26 protein-coding genes are annotated in these 24,310 nt (G+C 37.1%); 18 read left to right on the top strand and 8 right to left on the bottom strand.

The window, feature by feature from the left end:
• The first annotated feature begins 314 nt into the window (after positions 1-314).
• The 4 genes from P4L16_00485 (at position 315) to P4L16_00470 (ending at position 3,715) form a co-directional block, all read left to right on the top strand.
• Positions 315-758: a hypothetical protein gene (locus tag P4L16_00485; GenBank protein MDR3623604.1), complete on the top strand. Its 444-nt coding sequence runs from the start codon at positions 315-317 to the stop codon at positions 756-758.
• Positions 759-998: 240 nt separating this feature from the next.
• Positions 999-1,547, top strand: coding sequence for a hypothetical protein (locus tag P4L16_00480; GenBank protein ID MDR3623603.1), 549 nt, complete (start codon positions 999-1,001; stop codon positions 1,545-1,547).
• Positions 1,548-1,912: 365 nt separating this feature from the next.
• Positions 1,913-2,896, top strand: coding sequence for a malate dehydrogenase (locus P4L16_00475; protein ID MDR3623602.1), 984 nt, complete (start codon positions 1,913-1,915; stop codon positions 2,894-2,896).
• A 3-nt stretch (positions 2,897-2,899) separates the two neighbouring features.
• Entirely contained in the window at positions 2,900-3,715 is an 816-nt protein-coding gene (locus P4L16_00470; GenBank protein MDR3623601.1) for a hypothetical protein, read from the top strand.
• Here the strand turns inward: P4L16_00470 and P4L16_00465 are convergent.
• Complete coding sequence (locus tag P4L16_00465) at positions 3,703-4,740, bottom strand: FAD-binding oxidoreductase (GenBank protein ID MDR3623600.1); 1,038 nt, start codon at positions 4,738-4,740, stop codon at positions 3,703-3,705. The genes P4L16_00470 and P4L16_00465 overlap by 13 nt on opposite strands.
• A 55-nt stretch (positions 4,741-4,795) precedes the next feature.
• Here P4L16_00465 and P4L16_00460 point away from each other — a divergent pair, with 55 nt between their 5' ends.
• From P4L16_00460 to P4L16_00430, 7 genes are all read left to right on the top strand, one after another.
• Positions 4,796-5,581 (top strand): MBL fold metallo-hydrolase, encoded by a 786-nt coding sequence (locus P4L16_00460; protein MDR3623599.1) that lies wholly within the window; start codon positions 4,796-4,798, stop codon positions 5,579-5,581.
• A gap of 3 nt (positions 5,582-5,584) precedes the next feature.
• A complete protein-coding gene (gene hflX, locus P4L16_00455) occupies positions 5,585-6,883 on the top strand; it encodes a GTPase HflX (protein MDR3623598.1) in 1,299 nt (432 codons plus the stop codon).
• A gap of 495 nt (positions 6,884-7,378) precedes the next feature.
• Positions 7,379-8,176: a hypothetical protein gene (locus P4L16_00450; protein MDR3623597.1), complete on the top strand. Its 798-nt coding sequence runs from the start codon at positions 7,379-7,381 to the stop codon at positions 8,174-8,176.
• 192 nt (positions 8,177-8,368) lie between these two features.
• Positions 8,369-9,172: a hypothetical protein gene (locus tag P4L16_00445; protein ID MDR3623596.1), complete on the top strand. Its 804-nt coding sequence runs from the start codon at positions 8,369-8,371 to the stop codon at positions 9,170-9,172.
• Between the two features lie 201 nt (positions 9,173-9,373).
• A complete protein-coding gene (locus P4L16_00440) occupies positions 9,374-10,201 on the top strand; it encodes a hypothetical protein (protein ID MDR3623595.1) in 828 nt (275 codons plus the stop codon).
• A gap of 18 nt (positions 10,202-10,219) precedes the next feature.
• Positions 10,220-11,014, top strand: coding sequence for a hypothetical protein (locus P4L16_00435; GenBank protein ID MDR3623594.1), 795 nt, complete (start codon positions 10,220-10,222; stop codon positions 11,012-11,014).
• 136 nt (positions 11,015-11,150) lie between these two features.
• The gene (locus P4L16_00430) at positions 11,151-11,978 is read left to right on the top strand and encodes a hypothetical protein (protein ID MDR3623593.1); all 828 of its coding nucleotides are present in this window, start codon (positions 11,151-11,153) and stop codon (positions 11,976-11,978) included.
• A gap of 109 nt (positions 11,979-12,087) precedes the next feature.
• On the opposite strand, the gene hemH is transcribed toward P4L16_00430, so the two are convergent.
• Positions 12,088-13,062: a ferrochelatase gene (hemH, locus tag P4L16_00425; GenBank protein MDR3623592.1), complete on the bottom strand. Its 975-nt coding sequence runs from the start codon at positions 13,060-13,062 to the stop codon at positions 12,088-12,090.
• 15 nt (positions 13,063-13,077) lie between these two features.
• On the bottom strand, positions 13,078-14,790 hold the full coding sequence (locus tag P4L16_00420; GenBank protein MDR3623591.1) for an ABC transporter substrate-binding protein: 1,713 nt from the start codon (positions 14,788-14,790) through the stop codon (positions 13,078-13,080).
• Positions 14,791-14,878: 88 nt separating this feature from the next.
• Between P4L16_00420 and P4L16_00415 the strand changes: the two genes are divergently transcribed.
• From P4L16_00415 to P4L16_00400, 4 genes are all read left to right on the top strand, one after another.
• The gene (locus P4L16_00415; GenBank protein MDR3623590.1) at positions 14,879-15,469 is read left to right on the top strand and encodes a MarC family protein; all 591 of its coding nucleotides are present in this window, start codon (positions 14,879-14,881) and stop codon (positions 15,467-15,469) included.
• Entirely contained in the window at positions 15,470-16,732 is a 1,263-nt protein-coding gene (gene mtaB / locus P4L16_00410) for a tRNA (N(6)-L-threonylcarbamoyladenosine(37)-C(2))-methylthiotransferase MtaB (protein ID MDR3623589.1), read from the top strand.
• A complete protein-coding gene (locus P4L16_00405) occupies positions 16,729-17,784 on the top strand; it encodes a hypothetical protein (protein ID MDR3623588.1) in 1,056 nt (351 codons plus the stop codon). The genes mtaB and P4L16_00405 overlap by 4 nt, the downstream gene beginning before the upstream one ends.
• 99 nt (positions 17,785-17,883) lie before the next feature.
• Positions 17,884-18,510, top strand: a complete 627-nt coding sequence (locus P4L16_00400; GenBank protein MDR3623587.1) for a thioredoxin domain-containing protein — start codon at positions 17,884-17,886, stop codon at positions 18,508-18,510.
• A gap of 78 nt (positions 18,511-18,588) precedes the next feature.
• Here the strand turns inward: P4L16_00400 and P4L16_00395 are convergent, their stop codons facing one another.
• The 5 genes from P4L16_00395 to fliO are packed head-to-tail and all read right to left on the bottom strand — an operon-like array spanning position 18,589 to position 21,948.
• Positions 18,589-20,190 carry a hypothetical protein gene (locus P4L16_00395; GenBank protein ID MDR3623586.1) on the bottom strand — a complete coding sequence of 534 codons (1,602 nt, stop codon included), beginning with the start codon at positions 20,188-20,190 and terminating at the stop codon, positions 18,589-18,591.
• On the bottom strand, positions 20,187-20,879 hold the full coding sequence (locus P4L16_00390) for a DUF3820 family protein (GenBank protein ID MDR3623585.1): 693 nt from the start codon (positions 20,877-20,879) through the stop codon (positions 20,187-20,189). Before P4L16_00390 ends, P4L16_00395 begins: the two co-directional genes overlap by 4 nt.
• A complete protein-coding gene (locus P4L16_00385; protein ID MDR3623584.1) occupies positions 20,879-21,340 on the bottom strand; it encodes a YbjN domain-containing protein in 462 nt (153 codons plus the stop codon). The genes P4L16_00390 and P4L16_00385 overlap by 1 nt, the downstream gene beginning before the upstream one ends.
• 15 nt (positions 21,341-21,355) lie before the next feature.
• Entirely contained in the window at positions 21,356-21,511 is a 156-nt protein-coding gene (locus tag P4L16_00380; protein MDR3623583.1) for a hypothetical protein, read from the bottom strand.
• Entirely contained in the window at positions 21,511-21,948 is a 438-nt protein-coding gene (fliO, locus tag P4L16_00375) for a flagellar biosynthetic protein FliO (protein MDR3623582.1), read from the bottom strand. The genes P4L16_00380 and fliO overlap by 1 nt, the downstream gene beginning before the upstream one ends.
• A 123-nt stretch (positions 21,949-22,071) precedes the next feature.
• On the opposite strand from fliO, the gene P4L16_00370 reads away from it, so the two are divergent.
• Genes P4L16_00370 through P4L16_00360 form a run of 3 tightly spaced genes read left to right on the top strand, consistent with a single transcriptional unit; the run spans position 22,072 to position 24,309 of the window.
• On the top strand, positions 22,072-22,971 hold the full coding sequence (locus tag P4L16_00370; protein MDR3623581.1) for an enoyl-[acyl-carrier-protein] reductase: 900 nt from the start codon (positions 22,072-22,074) through the stop codon (positions 22,969-22,971).
• 32 nt (positions 22,972-23,003) lie between these two features.
• Complete coding sequence (locus tag P4L16_00365) at positions 23,004-23,810, top strand: RluA family pseudouridine synthase (GenBank protein ID MDR3623580.1); 807 nt, start codon at positions 23,004-23,006, stop codon at positions 23,808-23,810.
• 55 nt (positions 23,811-23,865) lie between these two features.
• Positions 23,866-24,309: an Hsp20/alpha crystallin family protein gene (locus P4L16_00360; GenBank protein ID MDR3623579.1), complete on the top strand. Its 444-nt coding sequence runs from the start codon at positions 23,866-23,868 to the stop codon at positions 24,307-24,309.
• Position 24,310 lies beyond the last annotated feature (1 nt).

Below are 24,310 nucleotides of genomic sequence, written 5' to 3'. Positions count from 1 at the left end.
TAGCTTTGCTTAGAAAAATTGAAATTTTTTGAGTAGATTTATTGATAAATTTTTCAAGCATATGTGAACATATGGTTGAAAAATTTAACGATAAAGATGTCAAAAAAGACAATTTTAACAAGCAAATGTAATTACGCAAGGAGTCTAATATAGCCGTAAGTCGTTGGTTTCTAATTATTTATTATAGATATGATTTTTTTCTTTACTAAAATATTAATGCTATATTAACCTTTCGTTAAGAAAATATGAAGATTATCTTTGTTGTATCTTAATGAAATCGAGGTAAAATTAAGTTTAATATGGAGGTCGTTTACGTGATAGATCCAAATATTTCTGGTGCATACTATGATCCTTCTTTATCGATCTATTCAAGAAACTCTGAAAAAAAAGCACCACAAGTAGATACAAAGGCTTATCAATGTCTTGCACTTTGGCAAAGAGCTATAGTTAGTGGAGCTCTAAGAGAAAGCATAATGGCACCTTCCTTTCAGAAAAAAAGTAAGATAGAAGATTCAAGTCTAATTGCAAAGGTAGGGAATATCTTGTTTTTTGATACAGATGCTGAAAAAGAAAAGAAACGTCAAAGAGAAACAAAAGATAAAAATAAAAAAAAGATGAAGTCTCTTGCAGAGCTTGTCTTGTTAACGCAAAATAATCCATCCAGTAAAAGAAATCCCTTTAAAGCCTCTAAAGGAGATAGTTTTAAGTTATTCAAGTATCTGATTATTCAAAGCATTTTAAATATTCGCTTGTACTAGACGAGGAAGTTCATACACAAACAAGTTGAAGAATTGTTTATGCGTGTCCGTGCCTGTGCCCGCCCTTTCCCGATTAATTTTTTCGTTGAGCCATTTTGGTTAAAAATCGAGCTGACGTTTGGTTAAGGAAGCGCGGATTCAAAAAAGGTTGCACGCGGCGTAAGAATTATGTATAATTGGCCCTTATAAATTTAATAATCAAATAGTTTTATAATCAAATTTTAAATGAGGTTTGTAATTATGAGTATGAAAATAAATGAAGCATCAACAAGTTTGCTGCAGTTCTTTCCTGTTGATTTGGTTCCTAATGAAGTAAGCCTTGAGACAATAGATGAAACAAGAGACAAGATTATAGAGTTTTTCAAGGAATTTGATAAAGCATTTGAAAGGGCATGTCAACGTCTCTATCCGCCAGTTAAAGATTTGTTTGTTGCAAGAGAAGAATGGAAGAGAGAGCAGAAGATGTGTTGTGATTTAGGTTTCCCGGGTCGCTCAGAAGAAGAGGCGCTGCCAAGGGGAATAAAGATAAAACAGAACGTAATTAAACAGGCAATTCTTGAACTACCTCTTGAAATAAATAGACAAGCTTTTGGAGCAAAGACAGAAAAAGCATGGAATAAAGTATTTTCTTTGATGGTTAGTATGGATATTTTAGGTCGAGATAAAAGAAATGAAAGGCTTCAAGAGCTTGAAAAGTGTGCTAAAGAGGATGAAAAACTGCTTGTTAGTGCCTGGAGGAAACAAGGGGAAGAAAAACGTATAGCATTGGCAGCGAGATACACTCGGTAAGAGAATTTCTAAAAAATGAGGAGTCCTCTATTGACGTTATCGCTGTCAGAACAATAATAGAAAATGCTCTTAAACAATTGGAGCATGGCTTTTTGTCAAAAGCTGCCAACTCTTGAACTTGTTTCTGTATAATAATAAATGACTTTTTAAGTAGGTTATGTATAATCCACGACGTTGAATTAAAATAGACTTCTTGCGTAATTAGCTTTGCTTAGAAAAATTGAAATTTTTTGAGTAGATTTATTAATAAATTTTTCAACCATATGTGAACATATGGTTGAAAAATTTAACGATAAAGATGTCAAAAAAGGCAATTTTAACAAGCAAATGTAATTACGCAAGAAGTCTAATAAAGGTTGGTGGAGATGACATTAGCAAAACATATAGCAGTGACAGGTGCTGCGGGTCAAATTGCGTATAACCTTCTTTTTCGATTGATCAACGGCGATCTTTTTGGAAGTGATCAGCCCATTGTTTTGCATCTTTTAGAAATAGAAGAAATGCAAAGGGCTCTTGAAGGCGTTGTAATGGAGTTAGAGGATTGCGCATCTTCTTTATTGCAAGGAGTTCATATAGGATCTAATCCATTTGAAGTTTTTAAAAATGTGGATTATGCAATTTTAATAGGGGCAACGCCTAGGGGTCCTGGAATGGTTAGAAAGGATCTTTTAAGTGTGAACGGAAAGATTTTTTTAGAGCAGGGAAGAGCGCTTAATGAAGTTGCTTCAAGAGATGTAAAAGTGTTGGTTGTAGGTAACCCTTGCAATACAAACTGTTTAATCGCAATGAATAGCGCTCCAGATATACCTAGGAGAAACTTTTATGCGATGATGCGATTGGATCAAAATAGAGCTTCATGCTTACTTGCAAAGACTGCTAAAGTATCAGTAAAAGATATAAGTCACTTAGTTGTGTGGGGCAATCATTCAGCAACGCAAGTGCCAGACTTATATCATGCAAGGATTCAAGGAAAACATATTGAGGAGTTCATTAAGAAGGAAGAATTAATCAAATCTGTTCAGCAAAGAGGGGATCAAATCATTGCCACAAGAGGAAGATCTTCAGTTGGAAGCCCTGCAAAAGCTATCATTGATGCCATGAAAGATATTTTATTTCCAACAAAGCAAGATTCTTGGTTTTCGCTTGCAATTTGCTCAGATGATAATCCATATGGGATTCAAGAGGGTTTAATTTTTTCTTTTCCTTGCATTTCAACAGGGGATGGAAAGTGTGAAATTGTTGAGGGACTTGATTGGAATGAAGATTTAAGGCACAAGATAATGTTAACAGAAAAAGAACTTGTAGAAGAGAGAAGCCTCATTGATGCATTCATTACACACTTGGTATAGATAATGACTTTTTCAGAACTTAGTAATATGTTTAACAGAGCTTTTTTACATGCGTTTTCAAAGAAAAAGCTCTTGTTTGTTTTTGTAATACTTGCGTGCTCTGGTCTTTTTGCAGTCATTTGTAAGGGGATTATTTCTTATGTAAATCCTTGGATGGCAACGATGCTTGTTTTTTTGCCTTTCTGTGCGGGTTGTGCCTTACTGTTTCCTGCGGGTATTACACTTATTCGCTTATACCATGATGAGATCAAAAGACGAGAAGTAAGTTTTTTAAAAGTGTGCATGGGATCTTGGAAGGCTTTAACGAGCTCTTTATATCTTATTTTTCCGCTTATTTTGTCCTACCTTTTACTTTGGGTTTTTTTGGGTTTTTTTGTCTTTATAAGAGGTATGCCTGTAGTTGGGACAATTATTGAGATGTTATTTGCTTTTGTGCCCTATTTATTGGTTTTGGGTTTTTTAGTTTTAGGGGTTTTGGCAATATCTGTATTATTTTTTGTATCACCTCTAGTTGCTTTAAATGAAAAAGATAGCTACAGAATGGTTCCTCTAGTTATTTCTCGCTTAAAGCAAAATGTGCTTGGAAATGTAGTGTTTTTTATTGTGGGTACTCTACCAGCACTTATTGTCACTGTTTTTTTGTTGTTTACTGCATTTTTTGTAAGTATGGAATACTTGCCTTTTAAATGCATTGTGCAGGCGATATTACAATGGTTTTTTGTGATGCTTCCTATGGCGTTGTTTTTAAGTCCTTTTGTTGTATTTTTCTTTAACTTTGCAGCAGAAGCACATGTTGCATGTAAGAATCACAATCGATAGCGCACTTCTTTTGGAAGGATCTCTGGATTATTTTCTATAATTGCCCTCGCTAGGTTTGCGCCAAAGTAGGCATGTTGTAGCATGCCTTTAGACCCAAGTCCTGTAAATACCCAAAGATTAGCTTTTGTAGAGGTGTCTACTCTTCCAATAATGGGATGTATGTTGTTTGGTGAAAAGGCGCGAATGCCTGCTTTTTGAGAAATTAGAGGGGCGTTTTCTAGTTGCGGAATAAAGGCTTCTGCTTTTTTGCGAAGTTCCATTTCTGCAGCTTTGGTTGTACATGCGTCAGTATAATTTCTTTCATAAGTGGCCCCTACGATGCAGGATTGTTTAGAAGAGGTCATGGTTATATACCCATCTGAAACTAGGCTGTAGGTGAGGGGTTTTAACTCTTGTGGCCAACTAAGTTCGATTAATTGCCCCTTCACAAAATGTAGGGGTAAATGGTGAAAACCTGGCAGGTCTGTAGTAGCAGATCCTGTACATGCAACAATTGCATCAAATGAATGAAATTCTTGGGAATTAGAAAATGTTTGAGTTTTGAATATAGCGCCATTTTGTTTACAGCATATTTTTAATCCATCAATATATTGTTCAGAGTCGATAGAAATTCCAGAAGGAATAAAAAGTCCTCCCTGGGAGATAAGATAAGGAATTTTTTTTAAACATGTTTCTTGATCCCACCAAATTGCATCTTCGTGTAATGTACTTGCTTTTTGAAAGTCGTCTAGTTGACAGGCTTTAATTACAGGTCTTAAAATACCAGAGCGGTTTGCAACTGTTATTTTTAAATTAGTTTCTACGGTGGAAATGAGCTCATTTGCTTTATGCATGCATTCATTTGCAAGCCATGTTTTTTTGCAGTGAGCTCCTCCAAAAGGATGTAGAAGACCAGAGGATGAGAAAGAGGCGCTTTTCTTGCTATCGAAAGGATCAAAAATGGTGACAGAAGAATTTTTTTCTAGAGAGAGATAGTAGCAAAGAGCAAGTCCTGCAAAACCAGCTCCGATAATGGCTATTTGCATGTTAAACATGTTGGTTTTATACTGGGGCATTAATTGTCAAGTTTATGGGTGAATAATGCAAGGAACATTTACATTACTAGGTACCGGAGCCTCTACAGGTGTTCCTGTTATTGGTTGCAATTGCAAGGTGTGTACGTCGACTTCTGAATTTAATAAGCGACTTCGAACATCTGCTTTGTTAGAGGTTCAGGGTAAGCACATTTTGATAGACTCAGGCCCTGATTTTAGAATACAGGCCCTTAAATATGGTATAGAGAAATTAGATGCGATGATTTTAACGCACACACATTTTGATCATATTGCAGGAATTGATGAACTTCGTATTTATACATTTAGACAGAAGAGAGCACTGCCTTGCATTTTATCAGCTCAAAGTTATGAAGAGATAAAAATTAGGTACTATTATTTATTCAAAGAGAAGAATTCAAAAGATAATGGATCTGCCAGCTTGGCTTTTCAGGCCTTAGAAAAAGATCGTGGTATAGTAGAGCTTTTTGGGCTTCCTATTACTTATTTTAGTTATTTACAAGGAAATATGCCTGTAAATGGAATTAGAATAGGGAATTTTGCCTATGTTACGGATATCCAAAAATATTCTGAATCGATTTTTGAAGACCTTTATGGCGTTGAAATCCTGGTTGTAAGTGCTCTTCGAGAAAGCGCATCTTTTATTCACTTTAATTTAGAGGAGGCCATATCTTTTGCAAGAAAAGTAAATGCAAAAAAGGTTTATTTGACACATCTTTCGCATGAATTAGATTATAAAGATGTTAGTTCAAAGTTACCACCAGGAGTTCATCTTGGTTTTGATGGTTTGAAAATACATTTTACGCTGGATTGAATTATGGATAGTATAGAAGTTGAAAATGAAGAGTTTGTAGGTTTTATAGAGTCTTCTTGTAAGCGAGCTATTTTGGTTAGTGTTTATAAAGGGGGATCTGAAAAAACGGAGTGTGAAGAGAATCTGCAAGAGTTAAAGCGACTTGTAGATACTCTTGGAATGGAAACACTTCAAGGCATTCCCTGTTCCATCAAAAAGTTTGAGGCTTCTACATATCTTGGTAAGGGTAAGTTGGAAGAGCTTTCTCAAATCATTAGGGAGCAAAATGCAGATATTTTAATTATCGATGATGAAATATCTCCTGGGCAGCAAAGAAACTTGGAGAAACTTTTTCAGATACCTGTTTTAGACCGTACAGAAGTTATTTTAGAGGTATTTTCAAAGCATGCAAGAACAAAAGAAGCTAAGCTGCAAATAGAGCTTGCTAAAATTAGATATGAGCTACCCAGATTAAAAAGGCTTTGGACACACCTTTCTCGCCAACGAGGGGGTGGTGTAAATATGAAAGGAGAGGGGGAAAAGCAGATAGAAATTGATAAGAGGATATTGAAAGCGAAGGTTGAAAGGTTGGAGTCAGAGTTGAAAAAGGTACGCGATTATCGTATGACCCAAAGAGGGGCAAGGCAGAAATCGCTCATTCCAACATTTGCAATTATTGGCTATACGAATGTGGGAAAATCTACGCTCTTAAAGGCTCTAACAGAAGCAGATGTTCTTGTGGAGGATAAATTATTTGCAACACTTGATACAACAACGCGTAAATTTGTTCTTCCAAATCAGCAAGAGGTTTTGCTTATTGATACGGTGGGTTTTATTCGAAAGATACCCTATACTCTGGTAAAGGCATTTAGAAGCACCCTGGAAGAAGCTGTTGAGGCAGATATTCTTTTGCATATTATCGATGCAAGCCATCCCATGAGAGAGGAGCAAGCAAAAGCAACATTTGATGTTTTAAAAGAGCTAAATGCTACGGAAAAACCCGTTATTACGGTACTGAATAAAGTAGATTTATGTACAGATTTAGATAGTTTGGATGCATTGCAGCATAAGTATCCAAAGACAGTGCAGATTTCTGCTCTTACGGGTATGGGTTTTAATAAACTTGCAGAGTTAATGATACAAGAACTTGAGAAGGGACGACAAAAAGTTGTTATTAGGGTGCCTCAGAAGGATTACAGTGTATTGCAGGAAATTGAAAAATATGGTCAGATCCACAATCGCGAGTATGAAGGCAATGATATTATTCTCTTTATTGAGGGTCCAAATGATATAGTGAATCGTTTAAAGAAATATTGGACGTAATTTTTATTTTGTTCTTGCGAAAAAGTCTGAGTGCTTGTTATACGGTACGCTGTAATTCGCACGGTTTGATTTTTTTATTTTTATGATTTTAAATTTAGAATAAAAAAATCAAATCGTGTGCAATGTTTTTAACAATTGGATTAACTAAAGATACGCATTTTCATTCTAAATGTTTTAAAAAAGCGGATGTTTTTTAAGGTTTCGGATGTTTTTTACATATTAGAAAGAAAAATGTTGGTCAAAATATAGTAAGATCTCTATATAGTAAGGTAGTCTTTGATGTTTAGGGGCGTTTAAATTCCTTTAATAGTCTTAGACTGGTGTGTGGGGTAATAACCACGTAATTTTTTACGATAGTGACTATTTACATACGTTTTGTTAAGTTAACTTACGTTTGTTTAAAGTTTGTTGTAGATTGTTTTATTATATAAAGTTAACACTAAATGAATGGGAAATCTGAAGTAGTAACTTTACAAAAGCAAATAATGGAGTAACATGAAAAAGCTTTTATCCGTAATAACAGGATTAGTTGCAGGTTCTGCTCTTTATGCATTGCCAGTAGCAAATCCAGCTGCACCCGCTCTTTTGACAGACGGCGTGTTTATGTGTGATCAAGATGACTGCTGGGGCGTTAAGTTCGGCTATCGTGGCGATTTTGTATTCAACAAACATATGAAAAGTGGTGTTGGTGGACGTCACCAAGACTTTAGTCTCTATTCGAATGAAGGCGTACTTACGCTGAATTTTTGGGATAGAGTAGATGTATATGGTTTTGTTGGTGCTGCTAATTGGGGCTCACAAGGTCTAACAACAGACTCTGGTGCAGCTTCTGAAGCTGATTTCCATTCCAACACAAGAACAATCGGTGGTGTTGGACTTAAGGCAGTTCTTTGGGAGACATGCTGGGCATCTTGCGGAACTACTTATGTTGGCATTGATGGTCAATATGAGTGGATGGGCAATGCACCTGCTTCTAGAGTAACAATCAATGGTACTAGTGAGACTGCGGGTGGTGTAGGTAGAAAATACCGTGAAGGCCAAGTTTCTTTAGCAATTGGTCATAGAATTTGTAACCTCGTTCCTTATGTTGCTGCAAAGTGGTCTAATGGAAGAGCTCCTCTATCCCATACTGCAACTATTGCTGGCTTTACACCAGATGGATATAGTGCAACTCGTCATTGGGGATATGCTATTGGTGTGTCTTTAGTTGATGCAGGCCGCATGTCAGTAACTGCTGAAGCTCGTTTCATCGACGAATCAGCGTTTACAATAGCTGGCGACATCAGATTCTAAAATACACATTAGGTGTGTTTCGTTTTTTAGAGCCTTTAAGGAAACTTAAAGGCTCTTTTTTTTATCTATATTAAAAATATTTTATTGACAAAAAGAAATGGAAATTGTGATTGTGTGTTCGACAGAAGTTAATGGGAGTTTAAACCCAAAACTTAGGTTTATAGAATGTTTAGGTTTAAAATGGAGGTAACAATGAAAAAACTTTTATCTTTAGTTGCAGGATTAGTTATGGGTTCTGCTCTTTATGCATTACCAGTATTAAATCCAGCCGGCCCAGCTCTTTTGACAGATGGTGTATTTATGTGTGATCAAAACGACTGCTGGGGCATTAAGTTTGGCTATCGCGGAGATTTTGTGTTTGATAAGCACATGAAAAGCGCATTTGGTGGGCATCACAAAGACTTTAGCTTATATGCAAATGAAGGTGTTCTTACACTAAATTTATGGGACAGATTAGACATATATGGTTTTGTTGGTGCTGCTAATATGAGTGAAGATGATTTGCGCTATATTACAGGTGCGGAATCTGATGAATTTATATTCCACTATAATACAAGAACAATTGCAGGTGTTGGAATTAAAGCAGTTCTTTGGGAAACTTGCTGGGGATCTTATGGAACTACATATGTTGGCATTGACGGTCAGTATGAGTGGCTGGCAAGTTCACCTGTTTCTAGGGTGACGCGCAATGGGGATAGCGAAGGTTCTGGTGACTTTAAGAGAGAATATCGTGAGGGCCAAGTCTCTTTAGCAATTGGTCATAGGATTTGTAACCTGATTCCTTATGTCGCTGCAAAGTGGTCTAATGGAAGGGCTCCTTTAAATGGTACGTCAGTTACAGTGGATGGTATTGGCTTTGATGATATAAGCGCAACTCGTCACTGGGGTTATGCGGTAGGGTTATCTTTGGTTGATGCAGGGCGTATGTCAGTAACGGCAGAAGCTCGTTTCATTGATGAGACGGCATTTACAATTTCTGGCGATATCAGATTCTAGAGATAATATACACAAACAATTCTTGAGCTTGTTTGTGTATAACGTGTATTAAAAAACAATAGAGCTGGGAAATTCTCAGCGCTATTGTTTTTTTCTTATAGAGTATCTGCATGTGCGTGCACGATTCTCTTACTTTTTAACGATATGTATAGACGTAAAAACATAGTTCGTGTTAATTCTTTTCCCTGATTTGGAGGTAACATGAGCAGATTGTCGTTAATACTATTTTTGGGGATTTCGTTTCTAGGGTATTCTCTGCATGCTCTACCTGTTCTTAATCCAGCAGCTCCTGCCCTTGTAAAAGAGGGAGTATTTAAGTGCGATGCTTGCGATTTTTGGGGATTAAAACTTGGGTATCGTGGCGATTTTGTATTCAATCGACATTATAATGTCAATGGCACAGACGTTGCATTCGCCCTCTTTGCAAATGAGGGAGTAATCGCCCTTAATATGTGGGACAGAGTAGATATTTATGGCTTTATTGGATCTGCTAGCTTTAATACAGAGGCGCATCCTCAAGATCCTAATTTAGGCACATTATTTGATGCATTTACTACTCGATCACGTACAAGAACAATAGGTGGCCTTGGTGTTAAGGCAACCATATGGGAAATTTGCTGGCTTGGGCACGGAATTACTTATATTGGTATTGATGCTCAATATGAGTGGATGGGTAAAACTTCTATTGATAAAGCAACCATTCAAGGAATAAATGTAAACACGAATGGTGTGGGTAGAAGTTATCGTGAAGGGCAGGTGTCTCTTGGTGTAGGGCATAAAATTGGCACTTGGGTTCCTTATATCGCAGGAAAGTGGTCTAATGCAAGAGCTAATGCTTCTGGGCAGGTAGGTGCTGAAGGGTCTTTAACGCCTGGAACTGTTTTAAATTTGGGTAAATACCATGCAAGTTCACAGTGGGGCCTTGCGGTAGGTGTGTCTCTTGTTGATGCAAAACGCATGCTCGTAACTGCAGAGGTTCGATTAATTGATGAAACAGCAATGAGCATTGCTGCTGATTTTAGGTTCTAATTCATTAATGTGTATTTTATGGAGATTACTGTGAAAAATAGGTTGATATTCTCTTTTGCTGGCATGTTTTGTTTGTTTACTTCTATTTTTTATGGGCTGCCGGTATTAAATCCTGGTGCTCCTGCTCTCTTGACGGAAGGGATGGTTTGGGCTGAAAGGGGAGATTGTTGGGGTGTAAAAGTTGGCTATAGAGGAGATTTTGTCTATAATAAGCTTTTTAAAGATCTTTTAAGTGATAGCATCAATCAGTTTGGTATTTATAATAATGAGGGAGTGCTAACACTCAATCTTTGGAATAGAATAGATATATATGGTTATGTTGGAGCTTCCAATATCGATTTTAGAATGATTGCAGAGGATTCTGGTGAGAACCTTATTGTAAGTACGAGAACAAGGACTGTAGGTGGTGTCGGTATAAAGGCAATTCTTTGGCAGAGTGTTTGGGATTGCTATGGAACATCCTACATTGGCATTGATGGACAATATGAATGGACAGACAGATTTCCTTGGAGTAGAGGGACTTTAAGTGGTGCAGAACTTAATGTTGGAGCGTTTAGTAGTAAGTTTGAAGAGGGGCAGATTGCAGTTGGGGTTGGACACAAGATTCATTTTTTCGTGCCCTATATTGCAGTAAGATGGTCTACTGCTAAATCGCCTTTTGTTTATTTTGAAACAGATACAATGAAAAGTCGTCGTCATTTTGGGTATGCAGTAGGTGCATCTATTGTAGATATTGGATCTGTAAACGTTACTGCAGAGGCAAGATTTTTGACAGAAACGGCATTATCTTTATGTGCTGATATAAGATTTTAAGGTTTTGTTAAATAAAACAGTTGACAAAAAGAAAATTAATAGGCAAATAGTAAGTGAATAAGATGAGAGAGAGTTGTTTAAGCGCTCCTCAATGCTATTTAAATGAGCTTAAATGAACGAACTAAATGGAGGTATCGTGAAAAAGCTATTATCAGTCATTACAGGTCTTTTAGCAGGCTCGTTGCTATATGCAATGCCAGTATTAAATCCAGGTGCTCCCGCATTATTAACAGATAGTACGTTTAAGTGCGATGATAACGCTTGCTGGGGAATAAAATTCGGCTATCGTGGCGATTTTGTTTATAACAAACATATGAGGGGTGAATGGCATCATGTTGACAGGTTCAGCCTTTATGCTAATGAAGGAACACTTGCTTTAAACCTTTGGGATAGGCTTGACATTTACGGGTTTGTAGGTGCTGCAAATGTAAGTGTAAACACAAGTGCTGTAGATGGTTTTGATTCTACAACAATCGATGCCTTTACTGCTAAATATAACACCAGAACAATTGGTGGTGTTGGAATAAAGGCAATCCTTTGGGAATCTTGCTGGGGCAGATTTGGAACGACTTATATTGGTATTGATGCTCAATATGAGTGGATGGGACCAGCTCAGATTTCAAGGACAACCATTGATGGAACAAGCGTTGCTCCAAATAATTCGAGCAGAAAATATAAAGAGGGTCAAGTGGCCTTAGGTATTTCTCATAGAATTTGCGACTTGGTCCCTTATGTTGCAGCTACTTGGTCAAAGGCAAGAGCTAATTTTGGCGGATCTCCTATAGGTACAAGAGTTCCAGGAGCTTTAGGAGAGACTGTGAACTTGTCTAACTACGAAAACCAGCGTCAATGGGGATTTGTAGTGGGTGCAACTCTTGTAGACATGGGTCGCATGTCAGTAACAGCAGAGGGTAGGTTCATTAATGAAACTGCACTTTCAGTAGCTGCTGATATCAGATTCTAAGATTTTATTTCTATTAGGGCGTTGTTATTTTAAGAGCAACGCCTTTTTTATATATATACAAACAATTTTTGAACTTGTTTGTGTATACAATTCCTCAACCTAATTGAGTCTATTTTCTAACCAACATCTGATTATTACAAAGATTTTTGTCTTCGATGATGTTTATGATTGCGTGGATCCAATCCTCTCTAAGAGTTAGTGCAGGGACTCTATAGGCATTTAGGCCTTGTTTTTTGATGGGAGGCAAGTATTCTTGTTCAACTTCAAAGAGGGTTTCAATATGGTCTGATGTAAAGCTGATAGGAATAACAACGACATTTTTTTTGCCTTTAGCAAGGTTTGCAATATCTGTACATACATCGCTTGTATAAGGCCTTAACCATTCATCTTTTCCAAATTTAGATTGAAAAGAAAGAAGGCCTTTTGCTTTTGGAAAATAACTCATCACACTATTGTAAGATGCGTAGCATTCATCTTCGTAAGGGTCTGCTTCAAGTACAAATTTTTGCGGAAGGCCATGGGCAGAGAAAAGAAGATATGTCTCTTCCTCTTTTAAAGAGTGTTTTAAGAGAAAATCGAGTATGGCATTTATATGTGCTTTTATGAAAAGGGGGTGACTTGGGTATGATTTGATCCAGCGTATTTTGTTGACTAAAGAAGTCTCTAAATGGTTTGCAAACCATTTTGCAATGCTTCCAGTTGTTGCGTAAGTAAATTGAGGAAACAAAGGAAATATAAGGTATCGATCAAAGGCTTCATTTTTTAATTTTTGGATAAATGAAGAATGTGTTTTTGGCAAATAGCGATGGAAAGTAAATATTGTCTCTTTAAGTTTACTTTTAAGTTGCTCAGCAATTGCTTCAGTATCAGAATAGATGGGGGACTTGCCACCAATAGATTCATAATCAAGACGTACTTTTAAAGCCCTTTTTTTTGCAATACGATTAAAGAAAAGCGTGTGCAAAAATTGTGGTAGATTTGTTCTGACAACATCTTGGTCAGTAAGCAATGCTTTTAAAAATTCTTCCACTTCATCTAAATTTCTGGGGCCTCCAAAGTTTGCAAGAATAATGCAGCGTTTCATCTTTCCTTCTTTCTTTCAGGGTTGTAGTAGCGAAACGTTAAGAGGTTTTGAGACGACTTTTCGCTCCCACATCCAGTTTGCAAAGTTTTGCCAGCATAATAGATCAAACGCTTGGTTGTCTGCAAAAAGAGGGTAGGTGTTTTTCCAAGCTCTCTCTTCCCAGGTTTGAGTGTACTTCATTTTGTCTGGATTTTCCTTTAAATAGATAGCAAAAGCTTCATTTGGGTGTTCCTTACAAAAGAGAATACTTTTAGATAAAGCCCTTTGAAAGGCTTCAACAAATGCTATGTCTTGAGAAATGGATGCATTTGCTAGTATAACAAGTTCTTCATAAGTTGGAATGCCAAAATCGGTAATGGGTAAGTAAGAGGGTTCTAAGTTGAGAGCTCTTAATTGTTCTGATTCGATATTCCAGCAAGCACCTTCTACGACATCGACTTGTTTTGTGCTAAGCGCTGCAATTAGGTCCCAGCCAACGCGTACGCTATCTTTGAAATGTACATCATGTGTTTCACAGAGCTCTTGAATGTATGCTTTACTTAATGAGCCTACAGGGAAGCCAATAACTTTGTCATTTAAGTCAGAGGCTTTTGTAATACCATAGTTTTTAATAGAAAGAATGCAATTTAATGGCCTTGGAATGAGCCTTCCAATGACTTTAATTTGAGCATTTCTTTCAAGTGCTTGCAGAGTTTGTGGCATATAATAGATGGCAAGGTCTGTTTGCAAGGAAGTCAAATAAAGGATTGTATCATTAGGGTCAGAGAGCCTTTGTAGTCGAAGAGATAAGCCCTCTTCCGCAAAATAGTTATTACTGATACCCACATAGAGAGGTACATGGTTTGGATTAGGAAGCCAATCAAGAAGCAAGTGCACTTCTTGAGTTTGTGGTTTTGGATCTAAGGTTTTTTGATTGCATGCAGTAGTTCCAACTAATAGTGCTAATAGTAAGAGACTTGCAAGAATTTTATTTGTTGAAGAGATCCTTTTTTTGTGACAAACAAAGCGCTCAATAAGCATTGTTAGTAAATAGAGAATAAGACTTAACAGGATTACAAAAAAGATGGCTCCAAATGTCGTTGTAAGATCTGTATTTCTTCTGCTATCTTGTATGAGCATTCCAAGGCCCATTTGAGCCCCTGTCCACTCTGCACTTACAGCGCCAATTGCCGCAATGGCAGCACTGATTTTTAATCCTGAAAAAAGATGTGGAAGTGCATAGGGAATAGAAAGCTTTGTGAAAGTTTGCCATTTGGATGCTTTGTGCAGTTTGAAAAATTCGAGCCATTCAGGAGGTGTTGCATTAAGTCCTTGATAAAGGGTTAGGGTTAGCGGGAAAAACACCATGAGGGCTGTTGGAATAATAATTGCAATTGTCGACCAGCCAAACCATATGACCATGATGGGGGCTATTGTAAATAGAGGTATCGACTGGCTTATGATAAAAAGAGGTTGTATAGTAAGTTTTGCGGTTTTAAATTCATGCATTAAAAAAGCAGTAGGTGCAGCAATAACAAGTGCCAAAAGAGAGCCTGTAATAATTTCTTTTAATGTTACGATGGTGTGAAGTTTGAAACGATCAAAATTATCGATAATCCCCACAAATATTTTAGAGGGGGTGGGCAAGACAAATGTGAGGTTTTGAAAAGAAGAAGCTACAGCCTCCCAAATAAGAATTAGAGAGAGGAAAAAAGCTGCCGGAAGTATTATTTTAAAAATAGTATTCATAGAAAGGCGTTTAATCTAATAAAGTTTAGTTGTATAAAGTTTGGATGACAGTGTATACTATCGTCTGTTTTTGTGAAGGAGTTTTCTCATGTCTGAACTTTCGATAATCGTTGCACTCTTTGTTATTCTTAATGCGATTGGAAACGTTCCTATTTTTATAGCTTTGCTTAAAGATTTTGATCAAAGAGCACAAAAACGTATCATTGTAAGAGAGCTATTTTTTGCACTTCTTATTATGTTAATTTTTAGTTTTGGAGGGGAAGCTGTCCTTTCATTTCTAAATTTGAATATTTCAGTATTAAGAATAGGTGGTGGAGTTATTTTAGCCCTTATTGCATTAGAAATGATATTCCCAAAACCTATGGTGGAAGGAGATCCACTTAAGCAAGAGCCCTTTATTGTACCTCTTTCGATTCCTATTATGGCAGGTCCTGGTACAATTTCTAACGTCATGATTTTTTCTTTGCAAGAATCGAATCATTGGGTGATGTTTTTGTGCATTTTAGCAGCATGGTTTCCATCTCTTTGTGTTCTTTTACTCTCTTCATATTTACAGAAGCTAGTTGGAGAAAAAGTTCTGAAGGCATTTGAGAGATTTGCAGGAATGGTTCTTATGTTTATTGCGGTGCAAATGATGACTACGGGTGCAAATGAATATATTAAAAATTTGAGTATATAAGTGAGTAAAAAATTTAAAATAGCAACTCTTGGTTGCAGAACTAATCAATACGAATCACAAGCTTATAAGAACCAATTAGAAGCTCTTGGTTATACAGCAGCTCTTTCCCACGAGGAAGCAGATGTTTGCATTGTAAATACATGTACAGTAACAGAGTCGGCGCATAAAGAGAGTAAATTACAAGTAAGGCAACTGATTAAAAAGAACCCGCATGCAAAAATGGTTGTTACAGGATGCGCTTCAGAAAAAAGTCCCGAGCTTATTCAAGAAATTTCTGGAGTAAGCCTTGTGGTTCCCAACAAAGATAAAGATCAATTAGTAGAAAGACTTTTTCCAGAAGAGAGCGTTCCAGAGTTTGCTATCAACAATTTTGATGCCCATACAAGGGCTTTTGTGAAGGTGCAAGATGGCTGTAATTCATTTTGTACTTATTGTATCATCCCCTATGTGAGGGGCAGATCGAAGTCACGTACGATGGAATCGATCGTTCAAGAAGTGGAAGGATTGATAGCCAATGGGTATAAAGAGGTTGTGTTAACGGGCATTAATATTGGCGATTTTGATGGTGCAAAAGCAGAAGGAAAGAGTCCTGAGCGCCTGGCTCATCTCGTAAAGGCGATCGATGCCATACCAGGACTTGAAAGATTGCGCCTTTCCTCAATTGATCCAGATGAGGTGGATGAAGAGCTTGCAGATGTTATTTTACTTGGTAAAAAGACATGCCCTTCAATGCATATTGTTCTTCAGTCAGGCTCTAATGTTATTTTAAAAAGGATGAACCGTAAATATACGAGGCAAATTTTTCTAGATACAGTCGAGAAATTAAGGCGACAAAATCCAGATTTTACGTTTACAACGGATGTGATCGTAGGTTTTCCAGGGGAATCTGAAAGTGATTTGCAAGATACAATTGATGTCATGAGACGTGTAAAGTTTGCAAAAGTGCATATGTTTCCCTATAGCGTAAGATCTAGAACAAGAGCTGCATTATTTCCAAACAAGGTAGCGCCAGATGTGATCAAGGAAAGGAAAAGTCGTATTATAAAAATTGCAGAAGAAACAGCGTTTGAATTGCGATCTGAATATCTTGGTCGTGAAATGTGGGTTCTTACAGAGTCAAGGGATAATGAAGATCTCATTTGTGGATCTACTGCAAACTTTTTACCAGTTATGATTTACTCGAAAGGGCTTCAGCCAAATACTCTTGTGAGGGTTAGATTGATAGAATCTCTTCCAGAAGGTCTTGTGGGTGAGTTGCTGTGAGAATAAAAGTTGTAGCGCCCTTTCGCCCTTTTTCGCATGATCCAGGAGTAAAAACAGTGCTTCTTGGCTCGAACCTTATTGTCCAGATTTTTCCTTCGCTAATTATATTTAATAGTACTGAAATATTTGTGCCTTTAAATGGGCCTTGCAAAGACTTTACGGTATTAAATGATTTAGAAAGCGGAAAAATTTCTGTTAGTGGCAAGACAAAGAGTGGGCTTTTTCGCTATTCACTCTATGTACAAGATGGGTCTTACATAGCTTTTAGAATAGAAAGAGATGCTTTAAAAGCAATTAGTGAGGCTTTATCTAAGCTGTCTTTTATACAAAAAGTAGACGATAAGTTATTTTTGATGCCTTTCACATCAGAGTTCATCAAAAAAACAGCCTTAGAAAGGCTCTCATTTGGAAGTCATAAGAAGCAAGATATGTTTCTTGTAAGAAGAAGAAAAGATCTAAGAGAAATTTTGCCTTTATTGTTTATGATGGGGCAGTGGATAACTCTAGAATACCCTGTAGATAAACAAGAAACCCTCTTAGGTGTTTTGGAGGAATCTGTTCAGAAATCTACAAGAGATGCATTGGAAGAGCCTTTTTTAGATTTTTTCTGCGCCTCTTTTTCAGGTATTTTAGCTCCAAGAATTGTGGACGAAGAATATCAAGGCTTTGCTGTTCCACCTATTAAATCAGGCTCTCCTCTCATTCTTTTAAAGGAAGTAATGAAGCTTATTCGCCTACTTTTTATAAAAGAGACGGGTTTCATTCTTCATATTTTTCCAAAACTTCCTTCTAGTTTGCATTGTGGAAGAATGATTAATGTAATGGTATTTGATGGAGCTATAAGAATGAGTTTTGAGTGGACAAAGTCAAAGCTTTTTAAAGTGATCATAAGAGGGGTGAAAAAAATAGAGTTTACTCTTCATCTTCCAAGTGAAATCAAAACATTTCGTCTTCGCAAAACATTGAAAGAAAAGGGTGTTACCTTAAATAGAAATACCCCTTTAACAATCGACGAAGGAGATATGCTTTTTCTAGATCGTTTCTTGCATTGAACTTCTTTGTGTATAATTTTTTTGCTTTCAAAAATTGGGTGAATCCCGTACACAAAAGTGTGATAATTTACTCATGTTACGCAAAAAACCTAGGTTAGTATGAAGACACTATTTTTAACACTTGTCATGTTGTTTTCAGCATGCTTTGTTCATTCTAATGAACTTTTTCCAGATGTATCGAATCAGCCAACTATTGGAAATCTAGACTCTAAAGTGCACGTAGTTGCATTTTTAGAGCCAAAGTGTCCGGATAGTAAAAGGTATAATAATGAATCATTTTTTAAACTTAAAAAAGAGTTTATCGATACAGATAAAATTCGCTACACTGTGATTATAACATCTTTTCTTTTTAAGTCTACCGTGGCAGCAGAAGCACTTTTATGTGTTTATCATCAAGATGCAAAACCAAGGGCTGATCTCTTTTTTAAATATCTAGACTATATCTATCAAAATCAGCTTCCAGAAAGAAAAGATTGGGCAACATTGAGTATGCTGCTGACTTATGCCTCCCATGCAAGCTCAGAAATTAATTTACCAGAGCTAAAAAAGTGTGTTGAAAGTGAGCATTATTTACGCGAAGTTAAAGAAAATACAGCCATTGGAAACCAATTGATGGGGCATATTTCAACGCCTACCATTTTTGTAAATGGTGTTAGAGTAGAAAATAAAAACGATACAATCGATTACACTAACCTAAAAGATGCAATAGACTTCTTGCATAATTAGCTTTGCTTGTCAAAAAAGACAATTTTAACAAGCAAATGTAATTACGCAAGAAGTCTAATAGAGAAGGCTTTGGTAGCATCACATTAGTGGAAGGGAAGATTTTGCAAGAAGGCCCTTTTCTTGTGCTAGTGAAAAGAGTGTGTGAATGGCAAGTAGACCATCGCTTGATAGCTTTAAGGTCTCTTTTCCAACATAAAGATCGATATGTTTTTGTACGATGAGAGGATCTTTTACTTGAGCATGCTCTAAAATATAGGAGAGGCTTTTGGCTGGGTTTTCTTGAGCATAAAGGATAGATGCATAAAGGTATTGGTTAAGATTGTCGATAAGATCTTTTCCAAGTAAGCGTTTTACTGCAATGCAGCCCAGTGGCAGTGGCAAATGAAATTGTTCTTCCCAAAGCGCTCCAAGATCTATAATTTCAGTAAAGCCTGCTTGTTCATAAATAAAGCGCTGCTCATGAATGATGATACCACAGTCCACAGATCCACTTTCAATAAGAGAAAAAATTTCATCATAAGTACAAAAGATCTTTTCTTTTGGCTCTGGAAGAAATAGCTCTAAAAGAAGATGCGCAGTTGTTAGCTTACCAGGTATCGCGATTCTTTTTTGAGAGAGAGCATTTTCTTTAAAAGGGGTTTTTGAGATGATTTTTGGACCACAACCAAAGCCAAGAGCGCTTCCTGTTGGTAGCATGATATATTCATTAAAGACCTTTCCAAAGGCATAAAAAGAGAGTTTGGTGAGGGGGTAAAGAGCTTTTGTTGCACATTCATTAAGAGTATTTACATCCTGAAGAACAGGGTAGATGGGAATGCTGTTTTTGATAAGATTGTGACTCCATGCATGAAAGAGATAAGTGTCATTAGGGCAAGGTGAAAAGGCTGTAGCTAGGGGATAGATGTAGTTTGGATGGATAAGTTTATAGCCAAGAGTTTTGATTTTTTCATTGGATACGATCTTATTGCTACTATGAGAAGAGGGCATAGAAGGATCCCAAGTAGGTTCTGGAATACAGCATGTATCGCATAAATGTTTGTAAAAATTTTTTCTATCGATGTGTGTATCGTTGCATACGTTAAATATGCCTTTTAAACGATTTTTAAGAGCAAAATTAAGAAACCCTATGATGTCCTCAATATGGCTTAGATTAGTAATACTTGATCCATCACCTGGGAGTGCATCTGTTTTTTTTAACCTATCACTTACGATTCTTCCAGGTCCATAAATTTCACCGATACGTAAAATGGTTGCATCTACTTCTTGTAAGATCTGTTCTGTTTCAACTAGAATGGAATTATTTTTTAAAGAAGAGGCTTCGTCGATAAGAGAACCATTGGAATCTTGATAGACAGATGTAGAGCTTGTATAAAGAATATATGGGTGAGTTGAAGCCTGCTTTAAGGCTGCAATTAATGCCTTAGCAGTATTTAAGTAACATGAAGTATATTGATCGATACTGTCTGGCGCCATGCAAAGTAGGATGGCATCGAGTCCTGGCAGTAAGTTTAACCAAGACTCAATGTCGTCTGGAATGTGTTGTAAGGGAGTTAGGCCCATTTGCAGGAGCTCTTTGATGCGCTCCTTCTTTCTGGTTGTAATAACAACAGAATGCGATTGACTCCAAAATAGCGCAGCTTTTGTGCCGACGTATCCAGAGCCAATAATTGCAATCTTCAAGCAAATACTCCAATTTTATCGAAGCTTGCCCTGAGGGCATGATTTTCTGGTTTTTCTAGAGCTCCATTTTTTTCTAACCATAAGATGTAGTCTTTGGGAACTTCAGAAAGAAGCTTGCCTTGATATTTGCCAAAGGGCATGTGTGTGAGAGCGCTACTTTTTTCAAGGAGTTTAAAAATAGTTTCCAAGGAGAGATCATCCGTCATAGAGCTAAAGACTTTATGTAGAATAATGACATCATCAAGTGCCCTGTGGGCGTTATTTGCAGGAAAGCCATATACTTCACGTAAAAATTGCAATGTATGCCTTGGAAGATCGGGTCGATACTTTCGAGCCCATTTAAGAGAGTCTAAGAAAAGCCAAGGAGGCATGGGAGTATCTGCAAGAGCACATTCATTTTTTAGAAAGTGTACATCAAAGGCATCGTTGTTATGAGCAATTAAAACAGACTCACCAGAACAAAATTCAATAAATTTGGGTAGTATTTCTGCAAATGTAGGGCTGTTTGCAACCATGGCATCAGAGATGTGATGAATGGCTGTAGCTTCCTTGGGTATAGGCACTTGGGGGTTGATAAGAAAGACAAAGGAGGTATCATTTACTGGATCAAAAGCTGCAAGCTCAACAATACGATCAGAACCTATACGTATTCCTGTGGTTTCTGTATCGTAGAAAATAGGACGAAGCATTACTGTTCCTTTTGTGCCTGCATGAGTTCATCAAAAGTGTTCTTGCCATCTACAATGGAGGAGATAAGTTGGTAGAGCCCTGTACATGCTTTTGGCCCAATTTGAAGATACTTGTTGAGTAGATCGGTATTGCAGATTTTATTTGGACAGGGCATGACTATTCGATAGAAAATGAGTTTTGCATATTCAGATATTCCAAATCCCGGCACATCTAAATCGTGGTTAAGTTTGTGTAAAAGCCTTGCAGTATCATTTAGAGTCTCATCTTTTAATTGTATGGGAATGTAAATTAAAATTTGTAAAAGTTCGCCCTCATCTAGAAGTCGAAGGAAGATAGCAAATTCAATAGTAGCACTTCTAAAAAGGATGGAGATCTGATTTGTATCAGCTTGCAATTGAGGCATAAATTTATTGTTTTGCAAGTAGTTAAGAAGAGTATTAAGAGTAAGTTTAAGTTGCATAAGACAAAAAGTTCCTTATTTCATTCCAGGTAATAGGCTATTACCCTTATCTTTGGTTACGTGAGGATTATTTGTAATGGGAACAGTGCTGAATTCATCTTCAGCGGGCATTCTGTACATGCAAGAGCTTAGAGTAAAAAGCAGAGCAAGAGCTAATAAAGTGTAGCGCATTAATTTTTTTCCTTAGCAAAATAGGGTTTTTTAAATTTATTTTTTAAAATAGATGCAAAAGAGGGGCTAGCCATTTGGACCTGTTCAATAGCAATAGGTTTTTCTTCATCTGTAATTTCGCTTAAACGAGTAAGTCCAGAAGGAGATTCGCCGATGACAAGAGTTTTTCCAAGTACTTCTACTAAGTATAGAGAGGCTTTTGGACTTAGGGCCCTTCTTTCAATAATTTTTATCTTATTATCGCTATTGCCTAAGTGCATTCTTTTGTGAAGTAAACGCTTTAAGGCCCAACTAACAAAGATGACAGCAGCGATGATACTTCCTAGGGTAAGAACCATGTTGAGGATTTCGCCACTATAGTCGTAGTGTTGTGATGCATCTGGTGCCACGCTCGTATCTGCAAAGAAAAAAGTAAGCAAAAGAGCATGTATCATCATAGAACCTTGACTAAAAGTTTAAGTGGGACAAGACTATCTTTTTTATGCATTTTTTCCAAGTAGCATAAATTGCCAAATAAAGTGTATACTGCTCCTGTTTAATGAAATAATGGGAGATGAGAAATGCATATTAATCTGAAGGGTAAAATTGCTTTTGTTGCAGGTATTGGTGATGATAAAGGTTTTGGGTTTGCCATTGCAAAAGCTCTTGCAGAAGCTGGAGCGACTATTCTTGTTGGCACATGGACTCCTATATTAAAGATTTTTACATCTTCTCTTGAAATGGGTAAGTTTGATGAGTCAAGAAAGTTAAAAGATGGATCGCTCATGCAGTTTGCAAAAATTTATCCGCTTGACGCATCTTTTGACAAGCCAAGCGACGTTCCAGAAGAGATCAGAGAAAATAAGCGTTACAAGGAAGCTGGTGGGTATACAATCTCTGAAGTTGTAGCTGCTGTAGAAAAAGACTTTGGAAAGATTGATTTTCTTGTACATTCACTTGCAAATGGTCCTGAAGTTAAAAAGCCTCTTTTGGAGACTTCAAGGGCTGGTTATTTAGCAGCAATAAGTGCATCTTCCTATTCTTTTGTAAGTCTTCTTTCTCATTTTGGCCCCATTATGAATAGAGGAGGGGCAGCTCTTTCTTTAACCTATATGGCATCTGAAAGAGCCATACCTGGGTATGGAGGGGGAATGAGTTCTGCTAAGGCTGCTCTTGAAAGCGATACAAGAACACTTGCTTATGAGATGGGAAGAAAGTGGCAAGTTAGAGTGAATACAATATCAGCAGGTGCCCTTGGAAGCAGAGCTGCAAAGGCAATTGGGTTTATTGACCAGATGATTAACTATGCTCTTGCTAATGCACCCCTTGTTGATAAACCACTTGCTGCAGAAGAAGTTGGTAATAGTGCACTTTTTTTACTTTCTCCACTTGCCTCTGCAATTACTGGGGTCAATCTTTACGTTGACAATGGTATGCATGCGATGGGCGCATCCGTTGACTCGCCTTGTTTTAAAATATGAACTCATGGTGCGTTTTAGAGGCAGAATCGGGGATGTCGCTAGCCCAATTTTTAAAGAGTAAGTTGCAGATGCCCTCAAAATCAATTAAAAAAGCTATTGAAAGGGGTGCTTTTACTCTTAATGGATGTGTAGAGCGATTTGCTTCTATGAAGTTAAATTCGAAAGACAAGATAGAGTTTACTTTGAATGGACTTGAAGATTCTCTTAAGGCTCAAAAGAGTGTGTTTGATTCTGCATCCATTTTATATCAAGATGATTACTTACTTGTTTATAATAAGCCTTCTTTTATGAGTAGTGAGGAGCTTTTTTCTCAGGTACAATGGTTTCCTGTGCACCGCCTGGACAAAGAGACATCTGGAGTTCTTCTTTTTGCTAAAAATAAAAAAGTACAAATTCTTTTAGAAGATCTTTTTAGAAAACGTCTTGTAAAAAAGACCTATGTTGCTATTTGTTCTGGTATTGTAGAAAAAAATGCAGGTGTGATTACAAACCCTTTGCAAATTGTGCTAACCTCGCAAGGAAAAAAGATTAGCAAATGTGTAAAGAGTGCATCTGAATCCACAAAAAGTGCCATAACAGAGTGGGAATGTAAAAAAAGAGGAGAGAATATAACTCTTTTGTATTGCTATCCAAAGAGTGGACGTATGCATCAGATTCGCTCTCATTTAAGCTGTGTGCTCTATCCTATTGTTGGGGACTACCTTTATGGTTATAAGGGAGTTTTGGTTCCTCGTCTTTTTTTACACGCCCTGGAACTAACTTTTGAGCACCCTATTTTGCTAAAGAATCTGACAATAACAGCAGAGCTTCCTGAAGGATTTTTGAAATTATTTATGTAGACATTGCCTTGTTTTTTGCGTAACATGAGCAATACCCTAACAAAGGAGAGGTATTATGACAAATAAGGACAACAATAAAGAGCATTCTTTAATCCCAAGAAGTTTTTGGCCGTTTTCCTACGAGCATTCACCTTTTGCTCTGGTGGACTCAGATTTTTGGACAGGGGACTTTGCAAAGAGTTCTGGCTTGAGTGTTTCTGAAGATAAGTCGCATGTTTATGTGGAAGCCGCACTTCCTGGTTTAAAGTCTGATAACATTGAAGTTTCCTTTGAAAAGGGAGTTCTTTGGGTTAAGGGTGAGAAAAAAGAGGAAGAAAAAGATAAAGAAAAGAAATTTTATCGAAAAGCTTCTAGCTCATTTTCCTATCGAGTGGCAATTCCTGGCCAAATTGATGAAAAAAAAGAGCCAGAAGCTGTTTATAAGGATGGTGTGATGAGGGTAACCTTTGCTAAGGCCCAGGTAAGTCAGCCCAAGAAAATTCAAATTAAATCGAAGTGAT

Source organism: Chlamydiales bacterium (assembly GCA_031292375.1).
Lineage (GTDB): Bacteria > Chlamydiota > Chlamydiia > Chlamydiales > VFKH01 > JARLHF01.
This window is presented reverse-complemented; position numbering and strand designations above follow the sequence as displayed.

Bases quoted from the DNA above. Each gene is read 5' to 3' on its own strand.
- P4L16_00480 (MDR3623603.1), top strand. From the start codon at position 999: ATGAGTATGAAAATAAATGAAGCATCAACAAGTTTGCTGCAGTTCTTT.
- P4L16_00475 (MDR3623602.1), top strand. From the start codon at position 1,913: ATGACATTAGCAAAACATATAGCAGTGACAGGTGCTGCGGGTCAAATT.
- P4L16_00470 (MDR3623601.1), top strand. From the start codon at position 2,900: ATGACTTTTTCAGAACTTAGTAATATGTTTAACAGAGCTTTTTTACAT.
- P4L16_00465 (MDR3623600.1), bottom strand. From the start codon at position 4,740: ATGCAAATAGCCATTATCGGAGCTGGTTTTGCAGGACTTGCTCTTTGC.
- P4L16_00460 (MDR3623599.1), top strand. From the start codon at position 4,796: ATGCAAGGAACATTTACATTACTAGGTACCGGAGCCTCTACAGGTGTT.
- hflX (MDR3623598.1), top strand. From the start codon at position 5,585: ATGGATAGTATAGAAGTTGAAAATGAAGAGTTTGTAGGTTTTATAGAG.
- P4L16_00450 (MDR3623597.1), top strand. From the start codon at position 7,379: ATGAAAAAGCTTTTATCCGTAATAACAGGATTAGTTGCAGGTTCTGCT.
- P4L16_00445 (MDR3623596.1), top strand. From the start codon at position 8,369: ATGAAAAAACTTTTATCTTTAGTTGCAGGATTAGTTATGGGTTCTGCT.
- P4L16_00440 (MDR3623595.1), top strand. From the start codon at position 9,374: ATGAGCAGATTGTCGTTAATACTATTTTTGGGGATTTCGTTTCTAGGG.
- P4L16_00435 (MDR3623594.1), top strand. From the start codon at position 10,220: ATGGAGATTACTGTGAAAAATAGGTTGATATTCTCTTTTGCTGGCATG.
- hemH (MDR3623592.1), bottom strand. From the start codon at position 13,062: ATGAAACGCTGCATTATTCTTGCAAACTTTGGAGGCCCCAGAAATTTA.
- P4L16_00420 (MDR3623591.1), bottom strand. From the start codon at position 14,790: ATGAATACTATTTTTAAAATAATACTTCCGGCAGCTTTTTTCCTCTCT.
- P4L16_00415 (MDR3623590.1), top strand. From the start codon at position 14,879: ATGTCTGAACTTTCGATAATCGTTGCACTCTTTGTTATTCTTAATGCG.
- P4L16_00400 (MDR3623587.1), top strand. From the start codon at position 17,884: ATGAAGACACTATTTTTAACACTTGTCATGTTGTTTTCAGCATGCTTT.
- P4L16_00390 (MDR3623585.1), bottom strand. From the start codon at position 20,879: ATGCTTCGTCCTATTTTCTACGATACAGAAACCACAGGAATACGTATA.
- P4L16_00385 (MDR3623584.1), bottom strand. From the start codon at position 21,340: ATGCAACTTAAACTTACTCTTAATACTCTTCTTAACTACTTGCAAAAC.
- P4L16_00380 (MDR3623583.1), bottom strand. From the start codon at position 21,511: ATGCGCTACACTTTATTAGCTCTTGCTCTGCTTTTTACTCTAAGCTCT.
- fliO (MDR3623582.1), bottom strand. From the start codon at position 21,948: ATGATGATACATGCTCTTTTGCTTACTTTTTTCTTTGCAGATACGAGC.
- P4L16_00370 (MDR3623581.1), top strand. From the start codon at position 22,072: ATGCATATTAATCTGAAGGGTAAAATTGCTTTTGTTGCAGGTATTGGT.
- P4L16_00365 (MDR3623580.1), top strand. From the start codon at position 23,004: ATGTCGCTAGCCCAATTTTTAAAGAGTAAGTTGCAGATGCCCTCAAAA.
- P4L16_00360 (MDR3623579.1), top strand. From the start codon at position 23,866: ATGACAAATAAGGACAACAATAAAGAGCATTCTTTAATCCCAAGAAGT.